The following is a 22,517-nucleotide window of genomic DNA, read 5'->3' on the forward strand; positions in this document are numbered from 1 at the left end:
TATTATATGTAGAATATATATAAAGTTGCCAAAGGTTTATAAAACCATAAGTAATATAGTATATATTCTACTTTTTTTACTTAATATATGATAAAATTAAAAACTGTAAATATTTTTATATAGTAATACTACCTTAGAGAGGGGAAGAGAAAATGGCTATAAAAATTAATAATATCGCCTTAAGTATAGATGATGATAAAACCTTATTAATAAATAAGATTTCAAAGAAGTTGAAAACTCCTAAAGAAGAAATAATTAATTTTAAGATAATAAAAGAAAGTTTAGATGCTAGAAAGAAAAATGATATTAAATACATATACTGTGTAGAAGTTGAGCATAAAAATGAAGAAAAATTAGTTAAGAAACTTAAGGATAAAGATATAAAATTAGAAACTCCTTCATATAATGCGGATATTGAATTTGGTGATAAGGAACTTAAAAATAGACCTGTAGTAGTTGGATTTGGGCCAGCTGGAATTTTTGCAGCATTGCTATTAGCAGAAAAGGGATATAAACCTTTAGTAATTGAGCGTGGAGAAGATGTGGATAAAAGAACTGCTACTGTTGATAAGTTCTGGAAGACTGGTGAATTAAATACTGAATCCAATGTTCAGTTTGGTGAAGGTGGAGCTGGAGCTTTTTCAGATGGAAAATTAACTACTAGGATTAAGGATACTAGATGTGATTATGTATTAAGGGAATTAGTTAGGGCTGGGGCACCAGAAGAAATAACTTATATTGCAAAGCCTCATGTTGGAACAGATCTTTTAAAGGGAGTAGTTAAAAACATAAGAGAAAGAATTAAAGAATTAGGTGGAGAAGTTTTATTTTCTTCTAAATTAGAAGAAATAAAAATAGAGGATAGTAAAGTAAAGTCCATTATAGTAAATGGTAAAGAAATTCAATGCGAAAATTTAATTTTAGCAATAGGACATAGTTCAAGAGATACATATGAAATGCTACATAAAGTTGGTGTATTTATGGAACCAAAAGCTTTTGCTATAGGAGTTAGAATAGAACATCCACAAGAGGTAATAAACAAGAGTCAATATGGAGAGATGTATAACCACCCAAGACTAAAGGCAGCTGAATATAGATTAACATATCAAAGTGAGAAATTAAAAAGAGCTGTTTATTCTTTCTGTATGTGTCCAGGTGGAGTTGTGGTAGCAGCAGCTTCTGAAAATGAAAGATTAGTATCTAATGGAATGAGTTATCATGCAAGAGATTTAGAAAATGCAAATTCAGCATTAGTAGTTACTGTAGGACCAGATGACTTTGAAGGTTCATCTCCATTAAGGGGAATGGAATTCCAAAGACATTATGAAAATTTAGCTTATAAGTTAGGCGGAGAAAGCTATAAGGCTCCGATTCAATTACTAGGAGACTTTATGCAAGATAAGGTTAGTACAAAACTTGGAAAGGTTAAGCCTAGTTACACAGCAGGATATATATTTGAAGATTTAAGAAAATGCTTACCATCTTATGTAATAGAGGCATTAAAGGAAGCTGTTGTGGATTTTGATAGAAAAATAAAGGGATATGGAGACTATGACTCAATTTTAACAGGTATAGAGACAAGAACTTCAGCACCTGTTAGAATAAATAGAAATGAAAACTTACAAAGTATTTCTGTAGAAGGATTATTTCCTGCAGGAGAAGGTGCAGGTTTTGCTGGAGGAATAATTTCGGCAGCCGTTGATGGACTTAAGGTTGCAGAGAAAATAATAAGAGAATATAAGCCAATAAAATAAATATTAAGGAAAATTCTGAAAATTATTGTTTTCAGAATTTTTTTTGTTACAATATAAAGGAAAAGGAGTTAATCATATAAAAATATGACATATTTTTAACAAATTTTTGTTATTGTAGAGGGAAGAAAATCAACTAGAGTATCAGAGGTGTAATTATGAGTAAAAATTTTGATGATCTATTACTTAAAGCTAATAGTTGTTCTAATAAGAAAGTTGCAGTTGCAGTTGCCCAAGACGAACCTGTATTAGAAGCAATTAAGTTAGCAAAAGAAAAAGGTATTGCAGATGCCATCTTAGTTGGGGATAAAGTAAAAATTAAAAAAATAGCAGATAAGATAGGCATGGATCTTTCAGAGTATGAAGTAGTTAATGAAGTAAATACTACTAAAGCTTCGTTAGAAGCTGTAAGATTAGTTTCAACTGGAAAAGCTGACATGGTAATGAAAGGCTTAGTAGATACTGCTACTTTTTTAAGAAGTGTACTTAATAAAGAGGTAGGATTAAGAACAGGAAAACTTATGTCTCATGTATCTGTATTTGAGATAGAAGGAATTGATAGATTAATTCTATTAACAGATGCAGCATTTAATACTTATCCAGATTTAAAAGCTAAAGTTCAAATCCTTAATAATTCAGTAGATGTAGCACATGCTTGTGGAATAGAAGTTCCAAAGGTAGCAGCTGTTTGTGCTGTTGAGGTTGTAAATCCAGATATGCCAGCAACTATTGATGCATCATTACTAGCAAAAATGAATGATAGAGGACAGATAAAAGGCTGTCTTGTAGATGGACCTTTAGCCCTTGATAATGCTTTATCAGAAGAAGCAGCATATCATAAAGGAATAACGGGAGAAGTTGCAGGAAAGGCAGATATAATTTTACTTCCAAACATAGAGACTGCAAATGTTATGTATAAGACTTTAACATATACAGCTAAAACAAAAAATGGTGGACTTTTAGTTGGTACATCAGCACCTGTTATTTTAACTTCAAGAGCAGATAAATTTGAAACTAAGGTTAATTCAATTGCTTTAGCTGCATTAGTAGCAGATGCAAAGAAATAATATATATTGGGAGGTTATGTTATGTCAGACATGTTATTAATTATTAATCCGGGGTCAACATCAACTAAAATAGGTGTATTTGAAGGGGAAAGAGAATTATTTCAAGAAACTTTAAGACATTCATCAGAAGAAATAGAAAAATACGAAACAATATTCGATCAAATAGATTTTAGAAAAAATATAATAATAAATATATTAAAGGAAAAAAACTTTGACTTAAAAAGTTTATCAGCAGTAGTGGGTAGAGGTGGTATGCTAAAGCCTATGGAAAGTGGTACTTATAAGGTTAATGATACAATGATAGAAGATTTAAAGATGGGAGTACAAGGACAGCACGCTTCAAACTTAGGAGGTATACTTGCTAATAAAATAGCTGGTGAACTAAATATACCATCATTTATAGTTGATCCAGTTGTTGTAGATGAACTTGAAGAAGTGGCAAGAATTTCAGGTGTTCCAGAACTTCCAAGAGTAAGTAAATTTCACGCGCTAAACCAAAAGGCAGTTGCAAAAAGATATTCAAAAGAGAGTGGAGTCAAGTATTCTGATTTAAATTTAATTGTAGTTCATATGGGTGGAGGAGTTTCTGTTGGTGCTCATAGAAATGGAAGAGTTATAGATGTTAATAATGCTTTGGATGGAGAAGGACCATTTTCACCAGAAAGAGCTGGTACAGTCCCAGTAGGTGAACTAATTAGAATGTGTTATAGTGGAAAGTATTCAGAAAAGGAAGTTTATAGTAAAATAGTTGGAAAAGGTGGATATGTAGCATACTTAAATACAAATGATGCAAGAGATGTATTAAAGCTTGCAGAGGAAGGAAATAAGAAAGCTATATTATGCCTTGATGCATTTATATATCAAGTATCAAAAGCCGTTGGAGAGATGTCAACTGTACTCCATGGAAAAATTGATGGAATAATTCTTACAGGGGGAATAGCTTACTCAGAAAAAATTGTAGCAGAATTGAAGAAGAGAATAGGATGGATTGGAGAAATTATAGTTTATCCTGGAGAAGATGAATTATTAGCATTAGCACAAGGGGCTCTTAGAGTATTATCAGGAGAAGAAGAAGCTAGAGAATATAAATAAAATCTTAAAGGTAGAATATTGAAATATAAATTGGAACATAAGGTACTATATAAATTTAAAACATTAAATAGAATATATAATTAAAGTCTTACTATATAAAATACTTGGTTTAAATAATTATTATTAATTTAACTAAGTATTTTATATAGTTTTTTTATGTATATAGGTAAAACAATATTTATAGTTTACAGTTTATAGAATATGGTAAAATGATAAAAAGGAGGGGATGCTTTGATAACTTCAGAAGATATGAAAAATAGGCTTACTATGGTATCAGAAATGAAAAATGAAAGTACTTTTCAAATATTAGAATATGATGACTTACAAGGGGCAAAAGACTTAAATACTGCAATGCAAATAAATCTAATGAAAAACTCATCTATTAGGTTAAAGCAAATTAGAATTATTTTAGAGGATAGTGCAGTTAAAATTGAAGCAGGTGCATTAAGCTATATGAAAGGAGATATTGATATAGTAAATAAAGCAACTGGGTTAATAGGACTAGGTAAAAAATTTTTTTCTAGCAAGGTAACTGGAGAATCAATGTTTAAGCCAATATTAAGAGGAACAGGTGAAGTATTTTTAGAATCTAGCTTTGGACATTTTACCTTAATAGAATTGGAAGATGAAGAAATTATAATAGATGATGGATTATTTTATGCATGTGAAGAAGAAGTAGAAGTAGAACCTATAATTCAAAAAAATATATCATCTATGCTCTTTGGAAATGAAGGAGTGTATCAGACAAGACTAAAAGGAAGTGGAATAGTTGTATTAGAAATTCCTGTTCCAGAAAAAGAAATATTAAGATGTAAGTTATTTAGAGATGTGTTAAAAGTAGATGGTAATTTTGCAATATTGAGAAGTGGAAATATTGAATTTACAGTAGAGAAATCAGGAACAACTCTTATAGGAACAGCATTAAATGGAGAGGGGCTACTTAATGTTTATAAAGGAACTGGTGAGGTTTGGTTAGTTCCAACGAGTTCAGTTTATGATGATTTAGAAAATAGAGGACTTAAAGATTTAAAATATGTAAATGAAGAAATATTAGATGAATAATCACTTTAGCCTAGCATAGTTGTAAATTATAAAAAGTAAAGTTATAATTTTATTTATATAATGCTTATTCTAAAGATAATAATGAAAGTTAGGAGTGAATTATTTGGGTATAGTTGAAAATAAACTAAAAAATCCAGAACTAGATTTATTTTTTGAAGCAGTTTTAAAATTGGAAACAATAGAGGAATGCTATAGTTTTTTCGAAGATGTAGCAACTATAAATGAAATAAAGGCATTAGCTCAAAGAATGCATGTTGCACAATTACTAAATGAAAAGAAGGTCTATACAGAAATTGCAGAGAAAACGGGAGCAAGTACAGCAACTATAAGTAGAGTTAATAAATGCTTAAATTATGGACCTGGTGGATATGGATTAATTTTAGATAGATTAGAAAAAATTAAGAAATAATAAAGTTGTAATGTATAAACTATAAATATATACTATTATTAGGATATTATGTATAACCAATAGAAAAAAGCGAGGTAAAAAATATGGGTAGAATGTTTGGTACAGATGGAGTTAGGGGAATTGCTAATACAGAATTAACATCAGAAATTGCTTATGGACTAGGTAGAGCAGGTGCTTATGTATTAACAGAAGGAACTCACAAACCAAAGATATTAGTAGCTAAGGACACAAGAATATCAGGAGATATGTTAGAAGCTGCTTTAGTATCGGGTATATTATCAGTAGGAGCCGAAGCAGTAATATTAGGAGTAGTTCCTACACCAGCAGTAGCACATTTAATAAGAGAATATAACGCTGATGCAGGTATAATGATATCAGCTTCACATAATCCAGTTGAGTATAATGGAATTAAATTTTTTGATAACAAGGGATATAAGTTACCAGATGAATTAGAAGATGAGATTCAAAGAGTAATTGAAAGTGGATTTGAAGGAGTTCCAAGTCCAACAGGACATAGTTTAGGAAGATCACATATTGAAGTTGGTGCCCTTGATGAATATACAGATTATGCTCTATCAACTATACCAGTAGATTTAAAAGGCTTAAAGGTTGCTTTAGATTGTGCAAATGGAGCATGTTACAAGGCTGCTGTAAAGGCTTTTAGACAATTAGGAGCAGAGGTTTATGTAATTAATGATAATCCAGATGGAACTAATATAAATGAAAATTGTGGCTCAACTCATCCAGAAGAGTTACAAGAATATGTAGTTAAAAAGAAATGTGATTTAGGATTTGCTTTTGATGGAGATGCTGATAGATGTTTAGCAGTAGATGAAAAAGGAAATCTTATTAATGGAGACTTTATACTAATGCTATGTGCAAAGCATCTTAAAGATTTAGGAAAACTTAAAGATGATACATTAGTAGTTACAGTAATGAGCAACTTAGGATTAGATATAGCATGCAATAAAGAAGAGATTAGAACTATAAAAACTAAAGTTGGAGATAGATACGTACTAGAAGAAATGGTTAAAGATGGATATGTGCTAGGCGGAGAGCAATCAGGACATATAATATTCTTAGACTACAATACTACTGGAGATGGATTGGTTACAGCACTTCAAGTAGCAGCTATAAGAAAGAGAAGTGGAAAATCTTTAAGTGAGCTTGCAGGAATAATGAAAGAATTACCACAAGTTTTAGTTAATGCTAAAGTTCCAAATGATAAGAAAAACATATATTTAGAAGATGAAGAAATAGTAAATCAAATAAAGAAAATAGAAGAAGCTTTACATGGAGCAGGAAGAGTTTTAATAAGACCTTCAGGTACAGAACCTTTAGTAAGAGTTATGTTAGAGGGAGAAAACCAAGAAGAGATAGACAAAATGGCTCATGGATTAGTAGATTTAATATTAAGTAAAATATAGGAAATTTAAAGGGGGTGTCGCAAAGACAGCCCCGATTTGTTAGGATAAGGGTTTATTACTTATTTTCATCTATTATTAAATTATAATTAGAGTCATATTTTAATCCAAGTTCAGCACATATCTTATTATTTAAATTCATTAATGCATTATGGTATTCATTATATTTAGGACTAAGTTTCTTTAAATTAGGAATAAAAATATCATTATATCCACATCTTTGTAATTCTTTCATCATTCTTCTTTTGGCAATTGAAGCAATACTATATTTATATAAAAAACTATTTTGAATCTTATAGCTAGAGTATATCATTTGTTTAGTTTTTTCATATTCTTCTTCTGTAGGATTTAGCATCATTAAAATGGTTTTATCTATTTTTTGTGTTACTTCCTCTATGTTATTTTTCATTAAGAATTTATTTATAAAATTAGAAATTCTCAGTGATAAAGGAATCTTTATTTTAACATTATCCCAAAACTCTATAATATTGTTATATGCATCCCTTTGCTCGTCACTTTCAAAAGGTATATTTAAATACGGTAAGAAATGGTACATAAACATTTGTCCGTATACCCCTGGTATCATTTCTTTAATTGAATCAGCAATGCTTATATAATCTAACTCCTGATTTAGTGTTGTATATTTAATTTCTCTACTATGTATCATTTCTTCTAATATTAAAAGTTGCTGCTTTTGATTTTCTATGTCACACTTCTTTTTAGTATATAGATCCTCTAATACTTTCTTTTCTATTTCTGGATTAGTTAAAATATTTTTAATTGAATTTAAATCCATACCGATTTTTCTATATACAGATATTTGTTCTAAAACTCCTATATCTTTCTCGGTATAATTTCTATATCCATTTTCGTCTTTATTAATTTTAATTAATCCTTTTTCTTCATAATACTTTACAGCTCTTTTACTTAACTCTACACGCTCCACAACTTCATTTATTCTCATTATTTTCACCTCTTTCTACATAGAGTTTATCACTATACGTAACGTGCAGGTCAATAAATTATTCTCAAAAAGTAGTAATTATTTTTTTGAAGTACAAATATTAATAGGTATCAAAATTTATTAATGATTTAAGATGTATTATTTAATTTATGTATAACATTTAGATAGAATAAGATGAATAATGAACAATCATATGGATTAAATTAGATAATAACAAATTTGACATAATATGTAGTTATAGTTATTATGTGTATAATAAACGAATTTTATGAGGTGACAATAATGAATAAAAAAATGCCAGTTTTATTTTTAGCTCATGGTAGTCCAATGAATGTAGTTTTAGATAATGAATATACAAGATCATTAATAAAACTTGGACAAGAGTTAGAAATCCCTAAAGCTATAATTATAATTTCAGCTCATTGGAAAACTAGAGGAACATATCTAACATATAGTAATAAACCAAGACAGATTTATGATTTTTATGGATTTCCAGAGGAAATATATAATATAAAATATGAACCAGATGGTGGAGAAAAATATGCTGAAATGGTTGCGAATGAGTTAAAAGAAGAGGGAGCAAAACTTACTGATGAGTGGGGGTTAGATCATGCAGCATGGGGAGTACTAAAGTATCTTTACCCAAAGGCTAATATACCTACTTTTGAAATAAGTTTAAATGCTTTACTTACAGAAGAGCAACATTATAAGATAGGGCAAAAGTTAGCAAAGTTTAGAGAAGAAGGCATACTAATTATAGGTAGTGGAGATATAGTCCATAATTTAGGAGCAGCAGACTATGATATTTATGGAAAACCATATGAATGGGCAGAAGCTTTTGATAAGTATATAATTAAAGCAATAAAAAATAATAATCACGATATATTAATTAAATATAAAGTATTAGGTGATATATCAAAGCTTGCAGTACCAACAGATGAACATTTTTTACCATTATTATACGTAGCTGGAGCACAAGATAAAAATGATAATGTAGAAGTAATTCATAGAAGCATACAGAACAGCTCTGTTTCAATGTCATGCATTAGAATAGGATAGTGTTAAAATGTAAGATTAATAAAAGGAATTCATATTATTGAGTTCCTTTTATTAATCTTATATATTATATAATTTTACACATTAATTTCATAAAATATCAGCAAATTAAATTATTAATATTTAAATATAAAAACAAATAATATAAATATATAAATTAATAAAAAGTATTAAATTATTAATAAAAATCTCTATTTAATAATAAAGTATTAATGAAGTATATATAAAAAAGTATTTTAAAAGTGAATTTACAAAGTTTTCAAAAAATTCTTGACACTGGAAAGTTTGGGTAGTAAAATTTTAACAATACTAAAATTTAATATGACCTTATGAATATAAATGCAATGAAGGAGAAGTTTATTTAGATTAAAACTTTCAGAGAGTCCATGGTTGGTGGGAATGGATAGTTTACTAAATAATAATCACTCTGGAGCAGTATCTCAGAAAGTGTAAAGATGCATTAGTAAGTGATAACCGGTAAGCACCGTTAAAGGCAAGGGTTTGTTAGAACCTAGTGATTGTATAAATTAAGGGGGAATTTTATTACCACCAGAATGAGCTATCATTAAGGGTGGTTTTTTTACACAATTTTTTAAAGGGGGCTAAGAATTTGGAGAGACATGTATTATCTGTATTAGTTAGAAATTCATCAGGAGTTTTGACGAGAGTTTCAGGCTTATTTGCAAGACGTGGATTTAATATTGATAGTTTAACAGTTGGTAGAACAGAAAATTTAGAAATATCAAGAATGACAATTGTATTAATGGGGAATGATGATGTTTTAGAACAATTTACTAAGCAGCTTAATAAGCTGGAAGATGTTCTAAGAGTACATGAATTAAATTCTGAATATTCAGTATATAGAGAGCTTGTTCTAATAAAAGTACAAGCTTCATCAGAAAAAAGAGGGGCAATAAATGAAGTAGTTAAGATATTTAGAAGTAAGATTATAGATGTTGCACATAATACAGTAACTATTGAATTAACAGGAGATGAAAGCAAAATCAATGCTTTGATAGAGCTTATGGAAGACTACGGAATAGTGGAAATAGTGAGAACAGGTATTGCAGCTTTAGAAAGAGGAGATAAAGATATAACTGAGTATGGAGAATACTTCAATTAAAAATGAATAATTAATAATCATACATTATTCATTTTACATTCTACATTTAAATAAGGGGGACTAAAAATATGGGAATGACTATGACTCAAAAAATTCTTGCAGACCATGCAGGGTTAGAAAGTGTAAAGACGGGGCAATTAATAGAAGCCAATTTAGATTTGGTGCTAGGTAATGATATTACATCACCGGTAGCAGTTAATGAATTTTATAAATTGAAATTAGAAAAAGTTTTTAATAAGGATAAGATTGCAATAGTACCTGATCATTTTACTCCTAATAAGGATATAAAGGCAGCAGAGCAAAATAAAATGATAAGAGAATTTGTTAGGGAAAAAGATATAAAAAATTACTTTGATGTTGGAGAAATGGGAATTGAACATTGTTTAATTCCTGAGAAAGGACTAGTGGTTGCTGGAGATGTTGTAATTGGGGCAGATTCGCATACGTGTACTTATGGAGCATTAGGAGCTTTTTCAACAGGAATAGGGTCCACAGATATGGCAGCGGGAATGGCTATAGGTAAGTGTTGGTTCAAGGTTCCTTCAGCTATAAAATTTATTTTAAAGAATAAGCCAGCTAAGTGGGTAAGTGGTAAAGATATAATTCTTCATATTATAGGAATGATAGGTGTTGATGGAGCTTTATATAGATCAATAGAATTTGTGGGAGATGGAATAAAATATCTTTCAATAGATGATAGATTTACAATGTCAAACATGGCTATCGAAGCAGGTGGAAAAAATGGAATTTTTGTTGTAGATGATGTAACTATTGAGTATCTAAAGGATCATTCAGATAGAGAATGGAAGGTTTATGAAGCAGATGAAGATGCAGAGTATGATGAGGTATATGAAATAGATTTAAGTACATTAAGACCAACAGTAGCATTTCCTCATTTACCAGACAATACAAGAACTATTGATGAAGTTGGGGAGATAGAAATAGATCAAGTAGTTATAGGATCGTGTACAAATGGGAGAATATCTGATTTAAGAATTGCAAGGGATATAATAAAAGGGAAAAAAATCAAAAAGGGAATTAGATGTATTGTGTTCCCAGGAACTCAAAATATTTATCTTCAAGCTTTAGAAGAAGGTATAATAAAAGATTTAGTAGAAGCAGGAGCTGTATTCTCAACATCAACTTGTGGACCTTGTTTAGGAGGTCATATGGGAATCTTAGCAAAAGGTGAAAGAGCAGTTTCAACTACAAATAGAAACTTCGTAGGTAGAATGGGACATGTTGAGTCAGAAGTATATCTAACAAGTCCAGCAGTTGCAGCAGCATCAGCACTAACAGGAAAGATTACTAATCCAGAAACTGTGAGCAATGCATAATGGATAATTAATTACTAATTATTAATTATAAATAGGGGGTTATAGGAAATGGAAGCAAAAGGTAGAGTTTTTAAGTATGGAGATAATGTAGATACAGATGTAATAATTCCTGCAAGGTATTTAAATACTTCTGATCCAAAGGAATTGGCTACTCATTGTATGGAAGACATAGATAAAGAATTTATAAAGAAAGTTCAAAAAGGAGATATTATAGTCGCACATAAAAATTTTGGATGTGGTTCATCAAGAGAACATGCGCCAATAGCTATAAAGGAAAGTGGAGTAAGTTGTGTTATAGCATCGACATTTGCAAGAATATTTTATAGGAATGCAATTAATATAGGCCTGCCAATATTAGAATGTGATGAAGCTGTTAAGGCAATAGATGAAGGAGATGAACTTGAAATAGATTTTACAACAGGAATTATAAAAAATAATACTAAAAAAGAAGAGTATCAGGGCGAACCGTTTCCAGAGTTTATGCAAAAAATAATTAATTGTGGAGGACTAGTAAACTACATTAAAAATAATGCATAATGGATAATTCATAATGAATAATTAATGAATAAACTCCTAAGGAGTTTGGAAAATTTAATAATTCAGTCTGCTGAATTATATCTACAATTATAAATTATGCATTATCAATTATTAATTGTAAAATAGGGGGTCATTAAGATGAAGTATAAAATAGCTGTTATACCGGGAGATGGAATTGGTCCAGAGGTTGTTGAAGAAGCTGTGAATATTTTAAATTGTGTTGGGGATAAGTTTAGCCATACTTTTGAATATGAATACTTATTAGCTGGAGGGTGTGCAATAGATGAACAAGGGACACCACTTCCAGAAGAAACTTTAGAAGCTTGCAAAAAAGCTGATGCAGTATTACTTGGAGCTGTTGGGGGACCTAAGTGGGATGGCCAAAATGCAAAAGTAAGACCAGAACAAGCATTACTTGGGTTAAGAGAGGCTCTTAACTTATATTGCAACCTAAGGCCAGCTTTATTATATGCACCATTAAGGGATGCGTCTCCACTTAAAGATAGCATAATTGGAGATGGAATAGATATATGCGTAGTTAGGGAATTAACTGGAGGTATATATTTTGGAGAAAGAGGAACAGAAGAATTAGATGGAGTAAAAGGTGCTTATGATACTGAAAGATATAATGTAAATGAAGTAAGAAGAATAGCAAAAATTGCATTTGAAACAGCTATGAAGAGAGATAAAAAACTTACAAGTGTAGATAAAGCAAATATATTAGAAACTTCAAGACTTTGGAGAAGTGTTATAGAAGAGGTTGCCAAGGATTATCCAGATGTAAAAGTTAATCACATGTATGTGGATAATGCTTCTATGCAATTAGTAAGGGATCCAAAGCAATTTGATGTAATAGTTACTTCTAATATGTTTGGGGATATTTTATCAGATGAAGCAAGTATGATAACAGGATCTATTGGTATGTTGCCTTCAGCATCTTTAGGGGAAGGAAAGTTTGGAATGTATGAGCCTATACATGGTAGTGCACCAGATATTGCGGGAAAAGGAATAGCAAATCCATTAGCAACTATACTTTCTGCAGCAATGATGCTGAAGTTTAGCTTTAATTTAGAGGACGAAGCAAGAGTTATAGAAGGGGCTATAGTTAAAGTTTTAGAAGAAGGATATAGAACAGGGGATATAATGAGTGATGGAATGAAACTGGTTGGAACTAGTGAGGTAGGAAAGTTAGTATTAGAAAAAATTTGAGTTTTATGAGGTGGATTATATGAGGAGTGATGTAATAAAGAAGGGGCCACAAAAAGCCCCACATAGATCATTACTAAAGGCAACAGGATTAACAGATGAAGAAATAAATAAACCTTTAATAGGTGTTGTAACTTCACAAAATGATATAATAGCAGGCCATATAAATCTAGATAAAATAGTAGAATCAGTTAAAAAAGGAGTATTGATATCTGGAGGAACTCCAATAGTATTTCCAACTATAGGAGTATGTGATGGAATTGCAATGGGACATGAGGGAATGAGATATTCATTAGTTACAAGAGAACTTATTGCAGACACTATAGAATGTATGGTTAAGGCACATGCATTCGATGCTTTAGTATTAATTCCAAACTGTGACAAGATTGTTCCTGGTATGATGATGGCTGCATTAAGACTTAATATACCAGCAATAGTAATTAGCGGAGGGCCAATGTTAGCTGGTAAATTCAAGGGTAAGGATGTATCACTTTCAACTATGTTTGAAGCAGTTGGGGCATTTGAGAATGGGACTATGTTAGAAGGTGATTTATGCGATATGGAAAATAAAGCATGTCCAACATGTGGATCATGTTCAGGAATGTTTACAGCAAATTCAATGAATTGCTTAGCAGAGGTTTTAGGTTTGGGATCGCCTGGAAATGGAACAATACCAGCAGTATATTCAGAAAGAATGAGACTTGCTAAATATGCAGGAATGAAAATAATGGACTTATTAGAAAAAGATATTAAGCCAAGAGATATAGTAAATGAAAAATCTATAAGAAATGCATTAACTGTGGACATGGCATTAGGATGTTCTACAAATAGCGTACTTCATTTAACAGCAATAGCAAATGAAGCAAAGGTAGAGTTAAACCTAGATATGATTAATGAAATATCAGAAATAACACCTAATCTTTGCAGATTAGCACCAGCTTCAGATACACATATTGAAGAATTATATTGGGCTGGTGGTATTCAAGCAGTTATGAAAGAGCTTTCAAAGAAAAATTTATTAAATCTAGATTGCGTTACAGCTACATCTAAAACGCATCAGGAAAATTTAGAAGAAGTAGAAGTACTTGATCATGATGTTATTAGAAGTATAGAGACTCCATTTAGCCAAACTGGTGGAATAAGAGTATTAAAAGGAAACTTAGCAGAAGATGGAGCAGTAGTTAAAAAATCAGCAGTATTAGAAGAAATGTTAGTGCATAAGGGACCAGCAAGAGTATTCGATTTAGAAGAAGATGCAATTGCTGCAATTCTTTCTAAGAAAATAGTTAAAGGTGATGTAGTAGTAATAAGATACGAGGGACCAAAGGGAGGTCCAGGCATGAGAGAAATGTTATCACCTACATCAGCAATTGCAGGAATGGGATTAGATAAATATGTAGCACTTATAACAGATGGAAGATTTAGTGGGGCAACAAAGGGAGCTGCAATAGGACATATATCTCCAGAAGCAGCTGAAGGTGGAACTATAGCTCTAGTAGAAGAGGGAGATATTATTTCAATAGATATTCCAAAGGGAAGACTAGAACTATTGGTAGATGATGAAGTTTTATCAGAGAGAAGAAAAAACTTTAAGCCATTACCACCAAAAGTTACAGAAGGATATTTAGCAAGATATGCAAAATTAGTAAGTTCAGCAAGCACAGGAGCAATACTTAAGTAATGGACAATGCATAATTAAGGAATAAACTCCTTCGAAGTTTAGAAATTTAATAATTCAGCTTTTCTGAATTATATCATTAATTTTTCATTTTTAATTCTTAATTTTACATTCAAAAAAGGGGGGTATTTATGATTATAACGGGAGCTGAGATATTAATAAAATCTCTTTTAGATGAGGGTGTTGATACTATATTTGGATATCCAGGTGGTGCTGTTCTTAATATATATGATGAGTTATATAAATATAGAGATAAGCTCACGCATATATTAACAGCTCATGAACAGGGAGCTTCGCATGCTGCAGATGGATATGCAAGAGCTACTGGGAGGGTTGGAGTTTGTCTAGCTACTTCTGGTCCTGGGGCAACTAATTTAGTGACTGGTATTGCTACAGCATATATGGACTCTATTCCTATAGTTGCTATCACGGGAAATGTAACAAAGCAGTTATTAGGCAAGGATAGTTTTCAAGAAGTCGATATTACAGGGATAACAATACCCATAACAAAACACAATTATATAGTTAAAGATGTTAATGATTTGCAAAGAGTAGTAAAAGAAGCGTTTTATATAGCAAGGGAGGGGAGACCGGGACCTGTATTAATAGATATACCTAAAGATATAACACAAGCTAAAGCAATATATGAACCATTAATTCCGAAGGAAGTTGAAAGAAAAACTAAGCATATTACCAATGAGGCTTTACAAAATGTAGCAAGTTTAATTAATGAAGCAGAAAATCCATTTATATATGCAGGTGGAGGAGTAGTAGCATCAGGAGCTTATGAAGAGCTTATGGAAATAGTTAATAAGATAAATTCACCAATTGCAACTTCACTTATGGCGATGTCATCATTTCCATATAATCATCCATTATATACTGGGATGATTGGAATGCATGGAAGTAAGGCTTCAAATATATTAACCAGTAAATGTGATTTATTAATAAATCTTGGTGCGAGATTTAGTGATAGAGTAATAAGTAACCAAGATCATATTAGAAATGCAAAGATAATTCATATAGATGTAGATCCAGCAGAAATAAATAAAAATGTAAAAGTAGATGCTTTTGTAATTGGAGATTTAAAAACAGTTCTCCAGAGATTAATACCACTTCTTAAAGAAAAAAAGAATGAGGAGTGGCTTAGAAAAATGAGGGAACTTAAAGCTCTAAATATTGAAGAAACTTCTGAAACAGGTGAATTAACTCCAGAGTTTTTATTTAGAAAATTAAGTCAGTTAGATGATGGCAATTTTGTTCTCACAACGGAAGTTGGACAGCATCAGATGTGGGCTTCTCAATTTTTTAAGTTTAAGACACCAAGAACATTTATATCTTCAGGTGGTCTTGGAACTATGGGATATGGACTCGGGGCTTCAATTGGAGCACAAATGGCATTAAAGGATAAACAAGTAATTAATATTGCCGGTGATGGAAGTTTTGGAATGAACTGCAATGAATTAGCAACAGCAGCCAAAAATAAGTTGCCTATAATAGTTATAATAGTAAATAACAATTCATTAGGAATGGTTAGACAGTGGCAAAATTTTTTCTATGAAGGTAGATATTCATCAACAACTTTAAATAGTACTACAGATTTTGTAAAAGTAGCAGAGGCTTTTGGTGGTAAGGGATATAGGGTTTTCGAAAAAGAGGAACTTGTACCTGTATTAAAAGAGGCTCTGGAATATAAAGGGCCTGTTGTAATAGATTATGTAATTCACAATGATAAAAAAGTATTTCCTATGGTTGCACCTGGTGCACCAATTAATGAAATAATAAGCGAAGAAGATGTATAAATAATAGGGGGTTAGACAAATGGCAAAAATGTATTATGAAAAGGACACAAATTTAGATTTATTAAAGGGGAAAAAAGTTGCTATCGTTGGGTATGGTAGCCAAGGGCATGCACATGCACTAAACTTGCAGGAAAGCGGAGTAGATGTTGTTGTAGGACTTTATAATGGTAGTAAATCTTGGGAAAGAGCTGAAAAATCAGGATTGCAAGTAGCAACAGTTTCAGAAGCAACAAAGGCTTCGGATGTTATAATGATTTTATTACCAGATGAAAAACAAGCACAAGTTTATAAAACAGAGATAGCACCTAACTTAGAATCAGGAAATGCCTTAGTATTTGCTCATGGATTTAATATTCATTATGGACAAATAGTTCCACCAGCAGATGTAGATGTGTTCATGTGTGCACCTAAAGGACCTGGACATATGGTAAGAAGAACTTATACTGAAGGTTCAGGAGTACCATGCTTAATAGCTGTATATCAAAATGCAACAGGAAATGCTCGCGATTTAGCTCTTGCATATTCAAATGGAATTGGTGGAGCTAGAGCTGGAGTTTTAGAAACTACATTCAAAGATGAAACTGAAACAGATCTATTTGGAGAACAAGCAGTTCTTTGTGGAGGTTGTACAGCTCTTATAAAAGCAGGTTTTGAAACATTAGTGGAGGCTGGATATGCACCAGAAAATGCATACTTTGAATGTTTGCATGAAATGAAGTTAATTGTAGACTTACTATATCAAGGTGGTATGAGTATGATGAGATACTCTATATCGGATACTGCTGAATATGGTGATTATATGGTTGGTGATAGAATAGTAACAGATGAAACAAAGAAAGAAATGAAGAAAGTATTAAAGGAAATTCAGGATGGAACATTTGCGAAAAATTGGTTATTAGAAAATCAAGTTGGAAGACCAATGTTTAATGCAAGAAGAAAAATGGAAGCTGAACATCCAATAGAAGTAGTAGGTAAAGAATTAAGAGAAATGATGAGTTGGATAGACACTAAGAAGTTAGATTAATAGAAAGGCTGCCTAAAGGTAGATTTTTTATATAAAATTATCAAAGTGTCGAAAGTTATATTAGTAATAATTAAGAGAAAAAATAATTTGAAAATAATTTAAAAAGTAATGCAGAATGATAGATTAGTCATAATGCATTACTTTTTCATTTTAAATTGTATATATATTTTTAGGTATAAATATTTTATTTATATATTTTTTTAGTTTATGTTAAAATATTAAGGAATAAATGAGGAGGAAATTAAATGAATATCAAAAGCTTTTTAAATTTAGTAGAGATTCGAACAAAGGTAGCAAGTGTTATTCCCTTTTTATTAGGAACATTTTATGCAATATATAGATTTGACACTTTTAATGTGAAGAATGCTATTATAATGTTTTCTTCAATGATAATATTTGATATGACTACTACAGCTATAAACAATTATATGGATTATTCTAAAGCAATAAAAAAAGAAGGCTATGGATATGAAACTCATAATGCAATAGTAAGTCATAATTTGAATCCAAAGGTGGTAAGAGTAACTATTTTCATTATGCTAATCATAGCGACTGCTTTAGGTTTATTATTAGTTAAAAATACCAATATAATAGTTTTATTTATTGGAGCAGTATCATTTGTTATAGGAATTGCATATTCTTTTGGCCCGATTCCAATTTCAAGAACACCTTTTGGTGAAATTTTTTCAGGGTTAGCTATGGGATTTATAATCACATTCTTAACTATTTATATCCATGTATTTAATGCGGGAATATTAAGTATAAGTTTTAATGAATTAAGTAGTATAAGCATTAACTTTAATATAATTGAGTTAATAAATATATTTTTAATAAGCTTATGTCCAATAATGGGAATATCCAATATAATGCTTGCAAATAATATTTGTGATATAGAAGATGATATTGAAAATAAGAGATATACATTACCAATTTATATAGGAAAAGAAAATGCATTGAAGTTATTTAAGTTCTTATATTATATTGGATTTATAGCAATAGTTATAGGTGTATTAGTTGGAGCATTACCTACAATTTCAATAGTAACTTTACTAGTTTTAAAATTAGTTCAAGGAAATATAAATAAATTCAATAAACTTCAAACTAAAAAAGATACATTTATATTAGCTGTGAAAAATTTTGTAATTACAAATTTAGTTTATTCTTTAACTATATTAAGTGGGGTATTATTACAATTAATAAGCAACAGCTAACTAGGGACAATTAGGAAAATAATTTATTTAAGTTACTAAAATAAGATTTTAATATATATATTTTTTGTTTTAACTTTTAGATCAATTGATACAAGTAACATAACATTTCACTAATAGTATAATTTATAAAATTAGAGAGAAAATAATTATGTAGCAAGAGAGGAGGAGTTAAAGTGAAAAAAATATTAATTGGTATGTTGATAACTTGCAGTTTTGGACTAGCAGCTTGTGGAAAAACTAATACAGAAAATCCATCAACAAATAATAATGCTGGTACAGGTGTAACAGACGGAACAAATGGAAACACAAATGGTACAGGTGTAACAGATGGAACTAATCCTAATACTAACGGAACAAATATGCCTGAATCAACAGTAGATGAAAGCAGAACATCTGTAAATAATTTATATACAGAGTTTAAAGGAAAAGTTGAAGGCGGAATAGAAAATATAAAAACTGAGGATTGGGATAAATATAGTACTGAATTTAAGGGAAAAGTCACCGATTTAAAGAATACAGTTGAAGATGCTTCTTTAAGAAGTACTGTTACTGATATGGAAAATCTATTTAATGAATATGATACAGCTATAAGAGAAAAATCAACTGTTGCTAAAGATAAAGTTGAGGAGATAAAAACACGAATTGAAAATGCATTTAAATAAATAATTATAAGGTTATCTTAAATATAATTTTTTTAAGATAACCTTTGTTTAATATTTAGGGAATTATATAGAAGCACTTTTTTAATGTATAATCTATTTATTAAAGTTAATAAATAGATTATATTGGAGAGATTAAATGAATTATGTTTATATATTAAAATGTTGTGATAATACTTTATATACTGGATGGACAACCTCCTTAGAAAAAAGACTTAAGGCTCATAATAGTGGAAAGGGAGCAAAATATACTAAGGCTAGGTTACCAGTAGAAATAGTTTATTTTGAAGAATTTGATAATAAGATAGAAGCAATGAAAAGAGAATATGCCATAAAGCAATTATCTAGACAAGAAAAGTTAAAATTAATAGATAGAAAAGTGAATAATAAAAACTTATTTCAAGAATTATAAATTAACAGTTATGAATTGTAAATATGTCTAGACATCTACATGTATAGTTATTAATAGGAGCAAACAAGAGAAAATTAAAGAAATATAAAAATAAACTTAAAAAATAACTAAAAATAATTAAATTTAAATTAAAATCGTTGATTTTGAGAAAAAGTATGATAAAATTAGTGTAGATTTTAATTTGAAGTGCATAGAATGTACTATAAATTAAAAGACATAATAAAAAAGGAGGATAGAAAAAAATATAAAGCGCCAGAGCTATTTGATTCATTTGTAGAAGAAAATAGCTGACGAGGTTGGGGAGTATCGATACTTCGGCGGGTGCCCCACGGTATTGCACACTACCGTTAACAGCTAACAAAACTGTGAAGTGATTTGCAGGACAATATTAGCTTGGTGTTAAAGCCTTCAAGGTGATGTCTCACAATGAACGTGTAAAATTAAAGAAAAATTTTTAATTAACTGCTAAAGTAAGTATATTTTTAGTAATTTATTTTAAAGTAAATAGGTAGTTAGATATTTTACATTGTAAATTTCAAATTTTCCATATATGTGACAGAACCTTAATTTTAGAAGCAAAAAATAATAGACAATGGAAGGAAGAAAGAAATATGTGCGGAATAGTTGGATTCGTAGGAAAGAAAGAAGCATCTCCAATATTAGTTGAGGGATTATCAAAGTTAGAATATAGAGGATATGACTCAGCAGGAGTAGCTGTATTAGAAAATGGAGAAATAGAAGTTAGAAAGTATAAGGGGCGTTTAAAGAATTTAGAAGATAACTTAAAGGAAAATCCTTTAAAGGGTAATATAGGAATTGGACATACTAGATGGGCAACTCATGGAGAGCCATCAGATGTTAATTCGCATCCTCATACAAATGGAGATGCAACAATTAGTGTTGTTCATAATGGAATCATAGAAAATTATATAAAGCTAAAAGAGTGGTTAAAAACTAAGGGATATAAGTTTTATTCAGAAACTGATACAGAAGTAATTCCAAACTTAGTAGATTACTATTACAATGGAGATTTATTTGAAGCTGTAACAAAAGCTACATCAAAGATGGAAGGAAGCTATGCTATTGGAGTTATCTGCAAAAATGAACCAGATAAAATAGTGGCAGTTAGAAAAGATAGTCCATTAATAGTTGGATTAGGAAAAGATGAATATTTTATAGCTTCAGATATACCAGCAGTTCTTAACCACACTAGAGAAGTTTATTTATTAGAAGATAAAGAATTCGTGATAATAACTAATGATGGAGTAGAAATTAAAACAGAAGATGGAGAACAGATAAATAAAGAAATTTATCATGTTACTTGGGATGTAGATGCAGCAGAAAAAGGTGGTTATGAAGATTTCATGTTAAAAGAAATCCATGAACAGCCAAAGGCAATAAAAGATACATTAACATCTAGAGTTTTAAAGAATACACAGGTTAAGTTAGATGATATAAATCTTACAAAGGAAGAACTAGAATCTTTCGATAGAGTGTTTATAGTTGCATGTGGAACAGCTTATCATGCAGGATTAGTTGGAAAAACTATAATAGAAAAACTAGCTAAGATACCAGTAGAGGTTGATATAGCTTCAGAATTTAGATATAGAGATCCACTTATAACAGAAAAATCATTATTAATAGTTGTTAGCCAATCTGGAGAAACAGCTGATACTTTAGCAGTTTTAAGAGATGCTAAAAAAGTAGGAGCAAAGGTTCTTGCTATTACAAATGTTGTTGGAAGCTCAGTTTCAAGAGAAGCTCATCATGTTATTTACACTTGGGCAGGTCCAGAAATTGCAGTTGCATCAACAAAGGCGTATGAGACACAATTAATAGCATTTTATGTTGTAGGATTATACTTTGGAGAGCTTAAGGGAACTTTAGATAGTAACTTATCAGAAGAAATAAAAGAAGAATTATTAGCATTACCTGAAAAAGTTGAATTAATCTTAAATAAAAAAGATGAATTACAAAAATATGCTTCAAAGCACTATATGAATAAAGACTTATTCTTCTTAGGAAGAGGAGTTGATTATGCTGTAGCATTAGAAGGTTCATTAAAGCTTAAAGAAATATCTTATATTCATTCAGAAGCATATGCAGGTGGAGAACTTAAGCATGGTCCAATAGCATTAATAGAAAAAGAAACTCCAGTAATAGCATTATTAACTGAAGATAGGTTAAGAGATAAGATGATAAGCAATATTAGAGAAGTAGTTACAAGAGGAGCAAGAGTTTTAGGAATAGCAAATGAAGGCTACGAAGATGCTAAAGAAGTTTGTGATGACGTAATTTATATACCAAAAACAAACCCATTACTAACTCCAGTATTATCAGTAGTACCACTTCAACTAATATCTTATTATATGGCAAAACAAAAGGGTTGTGATGTAGATAAGCCTCGTAACCTAGCAAAATCAGTTACTGTTGAGTAAAAGTATATTTTAAGGAGAGAAAAATATGAGAGATGAATTAATTAAAAAATTATTAGAAGAATATAAAGAAACAGAAAAAGCCTTAGAATTAGGTATAGATTGGTTAAATGAAAAGGACTATGCGAAGGGTAAGCTAGACCTAGTTAAAGTAATAATTAAAGACTTAGAGCAGCTATCTGAAACTTCAGCTAGCTAGTTATATAAATTCCAAATAAAAACTATGCATCAAAAGATGCATAGTTTTTTATTAAAATTAAAATATCAC

At 30.4% G+C, this 22,517-nt stretch carries 20 protein-coding genes; 19 read left to right on the forward strand and 1 reads right to left on the reverse strand.

All coding sequences use genetic code 11. The annotated features are described in order from the left end of the window. The first annotated feature begins 152 nt into the window (after nt 1–152). The 6 genes from ACQPVP_RS10810 to glmM all read left to right on the forward strand — a co-directional run bounded on the left by ACQPVP_RS10810 (nt 153) and on the right by glmM (nt 6,808). Complete coding sequence (locus ACQPVP_RS10810; protein WP_430849826.1) at nt 153–1,754, forward strand: NAD(P)/FAD-dependent oxidoreductase; 1,602 nt, start codon at nt 153–155, stop codon at nt 1,752–1,754. 155 nt (nt 1,755–1,909) lie between these two features. Continuing rightward, nucleotides 1,910–2,818: a phosphate butyryltransferase gene (ptb, locus tag ACQPVP_RS10815; protein WP_430849828.1), complete on the forward strand. Its 909-nt coding sequence runs from the start codon at nt 1,910–1,912 to the stop codon at nt 2,816–2,818. 21 nt (nt 2,819–2,839) lie between these two features. Then, the gene (gene buk / locus ACQPVP_RS10820) at nt 2,840–3,910 is read left to right on the forward strand and encodes a butyrate kinase (protein WP_430849830.1); all 1,071 of its coding nucleotides are present in this window, start codon (nt 2,840–2,842) and stop codon (nt 3,908–3,910) included. Nucleotides 3,911–4,141: 231 nt separating this feature from the next. Beyond that, a complete protein-coding gene (locus tag ACQPVP_RS10825) occupies nt 4,142–4,972 on the forward strand; it encodes an AIM24 family protein (RefSeq protein WP_430849832.1) in 831 nt (276 codons plus the stop codon). A 103-nt stretch (nt 4,973–5,075) separates the two neighbouring features. Next, nucleotides 5,076–5,381 carry a YerC/YecD family TrpR-related protein gene (locus tag ACQPVP_RS10830; RefSeq protein ID WP_430849834.1) on the forward strand — a complete coding sequence of 102 codons (306 nt, stop codon included), beginning with the start codon at nt 5,076–5,078 and terminating at the stop codon, nt 5,379–5,381. An 83-nt stretch (nt 5,382–5,464) separates the two neighbouring features. Next, nucleotides 5,465–6,808, forward strand: a complete 1,344-nt coding sequence (glmM, locus tag ACQPVP_RS10835; protein ID WP_430849836.1) for a phosphoglucosamine mutase — start codon at nt 5,465–5,467, stop codon at nt 6,806–6,808. Between the two features lie 55 nt (nt 6,809–6,863). Here the strand turns inward: glmM and ACQPVP_RS10840 are convergent, their stop codons facing one another. Continuing rightward, nucleotides 6,864–7,769 carry a MerR family transcriptional regulator gene (locus ACQPVP_RS10840; protein WP_430849838.1) on the reverse strand — a complete coding sequence of 302 codons (906 nt, stop codon included), beginning with the start codon at nt 7,767–7,769 and terminating at the stop codon, nt 6,864–6,866. A 282-nt stretch (nt 7,770–8,051) separates the two neighbouring features. Between ACQPVP_RS10840 and ygiD the strand changes: the two genes are divergently transcribed. The 13 genes from ygiD (at nt 8,052) to ACQPVP_RS10905 (ending at nt 22,448) form a co-directional block, all read left to right on the forward strand. Beyond that, complete coding sequence (gene ygiD / locus ACQPVP_RS10845) at nt 8,052–8,828, forward strand: 4,5-DOPA dioxygenase extradiol (RefSeq protein WP_430849840.1); 777 nt, start codon at nt 8,052–8,054, stop codon at nt 8,826–8,828. A gap of 607 nt (nt 8,829–9,435) precedes the next feature. After that, nucleotides 9,436–9,948 (forward strand): acetolactate synthase small subunit, encoded by a 513-nt coding sequence (ilvN, locus tag ACQPVP_RS10850; protein WP_430849842.1) that lies wholly within the window; start codon nt 9,436–9,438, stop codon nt 9,946–9,948. Nucleotides 9,949–10,016: 68 nt separating this feature from the next. Continuing rightward, nucleotides 10,017–11,285, forward strand: coding sequence for a 3-isopropylmalate dehydratase large subunit (gene leuC, locus ACQPVP_RS10855; protein ID WP_430849844.1), 1,269 nt, complete (start codon nt 10,017–10,019; stop codon nt 11,283–11,285). Nucleotides 11,286–11,333: 48 nt separating this feature from the next. Then, on the forward strand, nt 11,334–11,822 hold the full coding sequence (leuD, locus tag ACQPVP_RS10860) for a 3-isopropylmalate dehydratase small subunit (protein ID WP_430849846.1): 489 nt from the start codon (nt 11,334–11,336) through the stop codon (nt 11,820–11,822). A 138-nt stretch (nt 11,823–11,960) separates the two neighbouring features. Continuing rightward, nucleotides 11,961–13,031 (forward strand): 3-isopropylmalate dehydrogenase, encoded by a 1,071-nt coding sequence (leuB, locus tag ACQPVP_RS10865; protein ID WP_430849848.1) that lies wholly within the window; start codon nt 11,961–11,963, stop codon nt 13,029–13,031. 19 nt (nt 13,032–13,050) lie between these two features. Continuing rightward, nucleotides 13,051–14,709 (forward strand): dihydroxy-acid dehydratase, encoded by a 1,659-nt coding sequence (gene ilvD / locus ACQPVP_RS10870; RefSeq protein ID WP_430849850.1) that lies wholly within the window; start codon nt 13,051–13,053, stop codon nt 14,707–14,709. A gap of 128 nt (nt 14,710–14,837) precedes the next feature. Further along, the gene (ilvB, locus tag ACQPVP_RS10875) at nt 14,838–16,508 is read left to right on the forward strand and encodes a biosynthetic-type acetolactate synthase large subunit (RefSeq protein ID WP_430849852.1); all 1,671 of its coding nucleotides are present in this window, start codon (nt 14,838–14,840) and stop codon (nt 16,506–16,508) included. 19 nt (nt 16,509–16,527) lie between these two features. Continuing rightward, a complete protein-coding gene (gene ilvC / locus ACQPVP_RS10880; protein WP_430849853.1) occupies nt 16,528–17,532 on the forward strand; it encodes a ketol-acid reductoisomerase in 1,005 nt (334 codons plus the stop codon). Nucleotides 17,533–17,777: 245 nt separating this feature from the next. Next, nucleotides 17,778–18,743 carry a 1,4-dihydroxy-2-naphthoate polyprenyltransferase gene (gene menA, locus ACQPVP_RS10885; protein WP_430849855.1) on the forward strand — a complete coding sequence of 322 codons (966 nt, stop codon included), beginning with the start codon at nt 17,778–17,780 and terminating at the stop codon, nt 18,741–18,743. A 173-nt stretch (nt 18,744–18,916) separates the two neighbouring features. After that, entirely contained in the window at nt 18,917–19,405 is a 489-nt protein-coding gene (locus tag ACQPVP_RS10890) for a hypothetical protein (RefSeq protein ID WP_430849857.1), read from the forward strand. Between the two features lie 136 nt (nt 19,406–19,541). Further along, nucleotides 19,542–19,814, forward strand: coding sequence for a GIY-YIG nuclease family protein (locus tag ACQPVP_RS10895; RefSeq protein WP_430849859.1), 273 nt, complete (start codon nt 19,542–19,544; stop codon nt 19,812–19,814). Nucleotides 19,815–20,425: 611 nt separating this feature from the next. Further along, nucleotides 20,426–22,252, forward strand: coding sequence for a glutamine--fructose-6-phosphate transaminase (isomerizing) (gene glmS, locus ACQPVP_RS10900; RefSeq protein ID WP_430849861.1), 1,827 nt, complete (start codon nt 20,426–20,428; stop codon nt 22,250–22,252). Between the two features lie 25 nt (nt 22,253–22,277). Then, nucleotides 22,278–22,448 carry a hypothetical protein gene (locus tag ACQPVP_RS10905; protein WP_430849863.1) on the forward strand — a complete coding sequence of 57 codons (171 nt, stop codon included), beginning with the start codon at nt 22,278–22,280 and terminating at the stop codon, nt 22,446–22,448. Nucleotides 22,449–22,517 lie beyond the last annotated feature (69 nt).

It is taken from the genome of Clostridium nigeriense, assembly GCF_050585265.1.
GTDB classification, from domain to species: Bacteria; Bacillota; Clostridia; order Clostridiales; family Clostridiaceae; genus Clostridium; species Clostridium nigeriense_B.